At 61.4% G+C, this 5,966-nt stretch carries 9 protein-coding genes and 1 pseudogene; 5 read left to right on the plus strand and 5 right to left on the minus strand.

Annotated features, from left to right (window positions below; translation table 11 throughout):
- The 5 genes and pseudogenes from ACIQ36_RS17690 to ACIQ36_RS17710 all read right to left on the minus strand — a co-directional run.
- Positions 1 to 1,003, minus strand: a pseudogene (locus tag ACIQ36_RS17690) (IS3 family transposase); the annotation flags it as partial.
- A 31-nt stretch (positions 1,004 to 1,034) separates the two neighbouring features.
- Positions 1,035 to 1,436: a lysozyme inhibitor LprI family protein gene (locus tag ACIQ36_RS17695; protein WP_395831762.1), complete on the minus strand. Its 402-nt coding sequence runs from the start codon at positions 1,434 to 1,436 to the stop codon at positions 1,035 to 1,037.
- A gap of 27 nt (positions 1,437 to 1,463) precedes the next feature.
- The gene (locus tag ACIQ36_RS17700) at positions 1,464 to 2,126 is read right to left on the minus strand and encodes a hypothetical protein (protein ID WP_395831764.1); all 663 of its coding nucleotides are present in this window, start codon (positions 2,124 to 2,126) and stop codon (positions 1,464 to 1,466) included.
- Between the two features lie 38 nt (positions 2,127 to 2,164).
- The gene (locus tag ACIQ36_RS17705) at positions 2,165 to 2,491 is read right to left on the minus strand and encodes a hypothetical protein (protein ID WP_395831766.1); all 327 of its coding nucleotides are present in this window, start codon (positions 2,489 to 2,491) and stop codon (positions 2,165 to 2,167) included.
- 291 nt (positions 2,492 to 2,782) lie between these two features.
- Positions 2,783 to 2,965: an AbrB/MazE/SpoVT family DNA-binding domain-containing protein gene (locus ACIQ36_RS17710; protein WP_395831768.1), complete on the minus strand. Its 183-nt coding sequence runs from the start codon at positions 2,963 to 2,965 to the stop codon at positions 2,783 to 2,785.
- A 130-nt stretch (positions 2,966 to 3,095) separates the two neighbouring features.
- On the opposite strand from ACIQ36_RS17710, the gene ACIQ36_RS17715 reads away from it, so the two are divergent.
- From ACIQ36_RS17715 to ACIQ36_RS17735, 5 genes are all read left to right on the plus strand, one after another.
- The gene (locus ACIQ36_RS17715; protein ID WP_395831770.1) at positions 3,096 to 3,341 is read left to right on the plus strand and encodes a helix-turn-helix domain-containing protein; all 246 of its coding nucleotides are present in this window, start codon (positions 3,096 to 3,098) and stop codon (positions 3,339 to 3,341) included.
- Between the two features lie 157 nt (positions 3,342 to 3,498).
- On the plus strand, positions 3,499 to 3,672 hold the full coding sequence (locus ACIQ36_RS17720) for a hypothetical protein (protein WP_395831772.1): 174 nt from the start codon (positions 3,499 to 3,501) through the stop codon (positions 3,670 to 3,672).
- 104 nt (positions 3,673 to 3,776) lie between these two features.
- Complete coding sequence (locus ACIQ36_RS17725) at positions 3,777 to 3,977, plus strand: Dabb family protein (RefSeq protein WP_395831774.1); 201 nt, start codon at positions 3,777 to 3,779, stop codon at positions 3,975 to 3,977.
- A gap of 18 nt (positions 3,978 to 3,995) precedes the next feature.
- Positions 3,996 to 5,159 carry a dihydrodipicolinate synthase family protein gene (locus ACIQ36_RS17730; protein ID WP_395831776.1) on the plus strand — a complete coding sequence of 388 codons (1,164 nt, stop codon included), beginning with the start codon at positions 3,996 to 3,998 and terminating at the stop codon, positions 5,157 to 5,159.
- 4 nt (positions 5,160 to 5,163) lie between these two features.
- Positions 5,164 to 5,966 (plus strand): glycerate kinase (locus ACIQ36_RS17735; protein WP_395831778.1); only part of this gene is annotated, 803 nt, incomplete at its 3' end.

Raw genomic sequence — 5,966 nt, forward strand, 5'->3', positions numbered from 1 at the left:
TGCCATTCCGCCAACAGGCTGCGGGCGTGGGCGAGCGAGGTAAACAGGGTTTCGTTGAGACATTCATCCCGCAGGCGACCATTGAAGCTTTCAACAAACGCATTCTGCGTTGGTTTACCCGGCGCGATGTAATGCCAGTCGATGCGATTTTCTTGCGACCAGCGCAGAATTGCCGACGAGGTTAGCTCAGTTCCATTATCGCTCACCACGGTGCGCGGTTTGCCGCGCCCTGCAATCAGGCCTGTCAAAATCCGGGCGACCCTGGCCCCCGATAGGGACGTATCGGCGATCAGGGCTAGGCATTCGCGGGTGAAATCATCGACCACACACAGAATGCGAAAACGCCGACCGCAGACCAAACTGTCGGAGACGAAATCGAGCGACCAACGCTGGTTCGGCCCTTGAGGAAGCATCATTGGCGCGCGGGTTCCCAGCGCCCGCTTCCGGCCACTCCGGCGGCGAACCTTGAGACCCTCCTCCCGATAAATCCGCAGCAGTTTCTTGTGATTAAGCCGAAAACCCTCGCGTGCCAGCAAAATGCCCAACCGCCGGTACCCAAACCTTCGACGTTCCGCCGCCAGCGCCCGCAATCGCTGCCGCAAACCCGCATCCTGGGGCCGAGACGAACGATACCGAACCGTCCGGCGACTGACCCCAAGCAATCGACACGCCCGCCGCTCGCTCATCCCATGAACCTCACGGGCGTGCGAAACAGCCATCCGCCGCGCGGCGGGCGTTACCATTTTTTTGACGCCAAATCCTTTAAAACCGCATTGTCCAGCATGGCTTCCGCCAAAAGCTTCTTTAGCCGGGCGTTCTCTTCTTCAAGCCCCTTCAGCCGTTTGGCTTCTGAAACCTCAAGGCCGCCGTATTTCGACTTCCATTTATAGAAAGTTGCAGGGCTGATCCCGTACCGACGACAAACTTCTGCCGTCGCAAGCCCGGATTCCTGCTCCTTCAAAACCCCAATGATCTGCTCTTCTGTAAACCGTGTGCGCTTCATCTTCGTCCGACTCCTGCTGTCGGACTCTACATCAAGACGGATCCAAAATCGGGGGGCACATAAGCTCCGTTGCCCGGTCGGCGGTCATGCGCAGGTGGCATTCCGTCGCGGTTAGGCGCGCCATTTGCCCGCCGTCGGGGTCGAAGTAGAAGCCGCAGTTGGCGTCCCGATACTGCAACCAGAGGCGTTGCGCCGCTCGCAGGCTTTTCTGTCGGTCGGGTGTGAGCTGTTTCAGAAGTGCCTGGTAGCTGCGGTTAAGGCGCTGGTCCCAGAATTTTTCTTCGGCATTGATGCAGTCGATCATCGCGAAGGTGGCGCCGCCGGAGGCGTCCAGGCAGGTTTTATAGGTGTCGCTGTACGCCGGTTCCGCCGAGGCGGGCGATGCCAGGGCGAAGAGGACGCACGTCACGAGAATGGCTGTCGGTTTATTCATGATGGAATCCTTGCGGGAGAGGGGGCGTTACTGGGATTCGCCTCGGGCCTTTTTATATTCGACGTAGAGGCGCACCGATTCGACCGACAGCGGCAACATGCGGTTGCTATAAATACGGTCGAGCAGGTCGGGGTTGCCCTTGTCAGAGGCTTCGATGATTTTCGTCACCTGCGCCGCGGGCTCCCCGGCTTGTCCTGTCGCGGTCGGCCAAGAGTTCAGATCAACGATCAGGCGTTCGCCGATATAGGCGACCTCGAACCGATCCTTGGGCAGCACGACGAACTGGGCGAGGAATTCCGTCTTGAGGCCCAGGGCCTGGGCAAAAACGGGAAAGCCCGGTTCGCTGATCTGCTTGACGATGCCGATCGCTTGCAGCGCATTGACGATATCGCCGCCGCCTTGCTTTCCCGCCTCCTTGGAGAAGGTGGCGATACGCTCCGGCGTATTGGCGGCGAGATCGACCTGGCCGGTGAATTCGACAATGCGCTTGCCCTGGTCGGTCTTGAACGTGTGCCAGGATTTCGCGGTGAAATAGGCGTATCCCTCCAGGATTTTGCCGACCGGGGCGGATTTATCCTGGTCGAGATAGCCGGTTTTCACGAGGTCGAGGGCTTGCTCGTCCTCGCTTTTGAAACAGGCGGCGAGCAGCAACAGCGAGAGAACGCTCAAAAGCCGGGCGGCTTTGCGCATGGGATGGTTCCTTCGAAGAGTGGACGGAAAACGGGCGCTTACAGCACGAGGGTGGCGCCGATGGCGACGCCGATGAACAGCCCGATCGCCTGCGGGCCGATGCCCCAGAACAGCCGCGCTTTCAGCAGATCAAAGAAGCCGCCGCTGGTGAAGATGGCGTCCGGCATCACGACGCGGCGCAGGAAATCACCGATCAGCAGCCCAATGAAGCCGGTGGGAATGGCGACGATCCCGGCTAGAAGGCGCAATCCGGTGCCAGGGTCGGGCAGGTTATCCGGCGTCTTGTAGACAAAGCCGCAGAAGAGGGCGACGGCGACGGTTACAGCAAAGGAGAGGATCAGTTTTCGCTTTTCGGCTTCGTCCATAATGGTTCCTCGTAAGACGACTTGGGGGGGCGGTCTGCGTCCCGTGTTAGCAGAACACCCCGCCGGATTTCGGCGGGGGGACGAGAGTCCGGGCTGCGGATGGCAGTCTCGGAAGGGCTCAATAATCGGAAATATATATCCTATTATAGGATATTTCGAGTTAAAAGACGGTAAGCTTGTGCAGGCCGAGGGCTGTAAGCTGGGCCTCGCTGCCTATTGGAAAACGGCTTGAACCTTGGCTTCGGAGTGACAGAATGCGCTGGGGGAGAATTTCAGACTGCGGATCGCAGGTTAGTCTTTGTCTTGCTCAGGCAGATTCCGGTCATGTACCGGGACGGGCACGAGGAGAAGACCATTTGCTTTGGGGACCAGGGTGAATTCTTGACCCGGTTGCCATTGCCGGGCCGCGCACAGGGCTTGCGGCAGAGTAAGTTGGAATTTGGCGGACAGTGTCCCGATTTCAGGTTTCGACATAGCACGCTCCTTCTTTCATCGTGATACAGAGATGGCGGGGTGTCGCGCCAACCGGCGTGCGCTTTGGATCGGCACTATCCCACTTTGGGTTATCATAAGGGAAGTAGGGAAGGTGGGCCGCGAGAGGCCCATGAAAACCACCCATTCCCTCCTTTACCGCCAAATCCTCGCCGCGCTGGTCGACACGCGCAAAGCGAAGGGAATCACCCAGGTCGATCTGGCGCGACGACTCGGCAAGCCGCAATCCTTCGTCTCTAAATTCGAGAACGGCGAGCGGCGGATCGATGTGGCCGAGTTCATCGAGATTTGCCGAGCGATGCAGGTCGACGCGCTGGGGCTGCTGGCGCCAATCTGTGGGGATACTGGCGGGAATTAGCGGGTCTCAGGGACCGTTGGGGATGATCGTCCCATCGGGCCGCTTCGCGATGACACCGACAGGGAAAACGGGTGAATGCCTCTAGCCCCAACACTCACCGAAATCTGGAGGGGTGCGACCTTAGTCTATAATGGTTGCAATCTTACGGAGAAAAACCATGTGCCGCGCAATTGGCTTTCTGGTGGTAGCAGGCTTCGCTTTGTTCGGGGCCTCGAAGTTTATTGAGGATCACGTCGTCCTGGACGGAGAAGACCCTGACCAACTGAAGGGGGGCACGGACGACAGTCAGATTAATGCCCTGCGCGTTGTAACCGGCCAAGAACCCGCCTGATACCACTCAACGGCCCGGCAGCGATGCCGGGCCGTGTCACAGCAGATCTCCCCGCTTCGAAGCCGCGGTTAGCCGCGTTCGGTATAAGGGTTTCGATCTTCAGTTTGGGCGCCAGCCAACGTGAAAGCCCGGAGAAAATCGAGCGCGGCTACCATCACGGTTTCGTCGTCGATTTCGCCGATTGGGCCGCGCTCGCTGCCTATCAAGCGCACCCCGACCATCAAGCTCTGGGGGCGAAGCTCGTCGAGAATGCCAGTGGCGGCCTCGACGGCATTCTCGTCTTCGATCTGCCCGTTTCCCTCTGAGTGTTTGGGAGAATCCCTATGTCCAGCCTCTTGCTGCCCGCCGTTGGCGGTGCGCTGACGCCCTTTACCCTGTCGCCCGCACAAGAATTCCCCAAGCCATCGGTGGCCTTCAATCGCATTGCCCTGTCGGCGGCCCATGTGGTTGCCGATCCCTTTGCCGATAATGCCCCCTGGTTCAACCCGCCCGCGATTGACTGGGACAAGACGATTGCATACCGCCGCTATCTCTGGTCGCTCGGGCTGGGCGTGGCCGAGGCGATGGATACGGCCCAGCGCGGTATGGGGCTGGATTGGGGCCAAGCGCAGGAGTTGATCCGCCGTAGTCTCGATGCCGCGCGGGATTTCCCCGGTGCTATGGTTTTCTCGGGCGCGGGAACCGATCATCTTGCGCCTGCCGGGGCTACTCTCGACGATGTGATTGCCGCCTATGAAACCCAGTGCAGCACGATTGAAGCCCTGGGCGGGCGGATCATTCTGATGGCCAGCCGGGCGCTGGCGAAAGCCGCTACCCGCCCGGAGGATTACGCCACGGTCTACGGCCGGATTTTGCGGCAGGTAAAACAGCCGGTTATTCTGCATTGGCTGGGCGATATGTTCGATCCGGCGCTGACGGGCTATTGGGGCACGACCGAGTTTCCGCCCGCGCTGGAGGTTTGCTTAGGCATTATCGCCGAGCATGCCGATAAGGTGGATGGCATTAAAATTTCCCTCCTGGATAAGGAGAAGGAAATTCAGATGCGCCGCCGACTGCCGCCCAGCGTGAAAATGTATACCGGCGACGATTTCAACTATGCCGAATTGATCGGCGGTGACGCGCACGGGTTTAGCCATGCGCTGCTGGGAATTTTTGACGCCATCGCCCCGGCGGCGTCGGCAGCCTTAAGCGCGCTCGCGGCGGGGGACCGGGCCACGTTCGAGACTCTGCTGGCTCCCACAGTGCCGCTCTCGCGCCATATCTTCAAAGCGCCGACGCAGTTCTATAAAACCGGCGTGGTCTTCATGGCCTATCTAAACGGCCATCAGGATCATTTCACCATGATCGGCGGGCAGCAGAGCGCCCGTTCCCTGGTCCATCTCGCCGACCTCTTCCGCCTCGCCGATGCGGCGGGGTTGCTGAGCGATCCCGACCGGGCCGCCCGGCGGATGCGCCAAGTTCTGGCCGTCTACGGAATCGAGGCATAGGCCGATGACCGCTCTATCCCCGCACGACATTCTGCGCAGCCTGTTCGACACGGCGGTGGTGGCGGCGCAACCCGCCCAGGCGCTTGCCGCCGCCCTGCCGCCCCCGCCGAAGGGGCGCACCTTTGTCGTCGGGGCGGGGAAGGCGGCGGCGGAAATGGCGGCAGCGCTGGAGAGCCTTTGGCCGGGGCCGCTCGCTGGCCTCGTCGTCACCCGCTACGGCCACGGCGCGGCAACCCGCTCGATTGAGGTTCTGGAGGCCGCGCACCCGGTTCCCGATGCCGCCGGACAGGCCGCAGCCCAGCGGTTGCTGGCGCTGGTCGGGGAGGCCGGGCCGGACGATCTTATTCTCGCGCTTATCTCCGGGGGTGGGTCGGCGCTTTTGGCCCTGCCGCCGCCGGAGGTGCCCCTAGCCGATATCCAGACGCTGTATCGGCTGTTATTGGCGTCGGGCGCGGATATCGCGCAGATGAACCGGGTTCGCAAGCACGTCTCGGGAATCTTGGGCGGGCGTCTTGCCGTCGCAGCGCCGCATACGCCGATGGTGAGCCTGCTGATCTCCGATGTTCCGGGGGATGATCCGGGGCTTATCGCCTCCGGCCCGACGGTGCCCGATGTATCCGACCGTGCCGGAGCGCAGGCGATTCTCGCCCGTTACGGCATTGATCCCGGCCCAGCGCTGCGGGCGTGGCTGGCATCGCCTTTGGCCGATACCCCCGCCCCCGATCATCCGGCCTTCGCCAATAAGCAGGTGCGGGTCATCGCGAGCCCGCAGCAGAGCCTCGCGGCCGCAGCGGCGCGGGCGGCGGC

Origin of the sequence: Elstera sp., from assembly GCF_044372965.1 — a bacterium.
GTDB lineage: Bacteria > Pseudomonadota > Alphaproteobacteria > Elsterales > Elsteraceae > Elstera.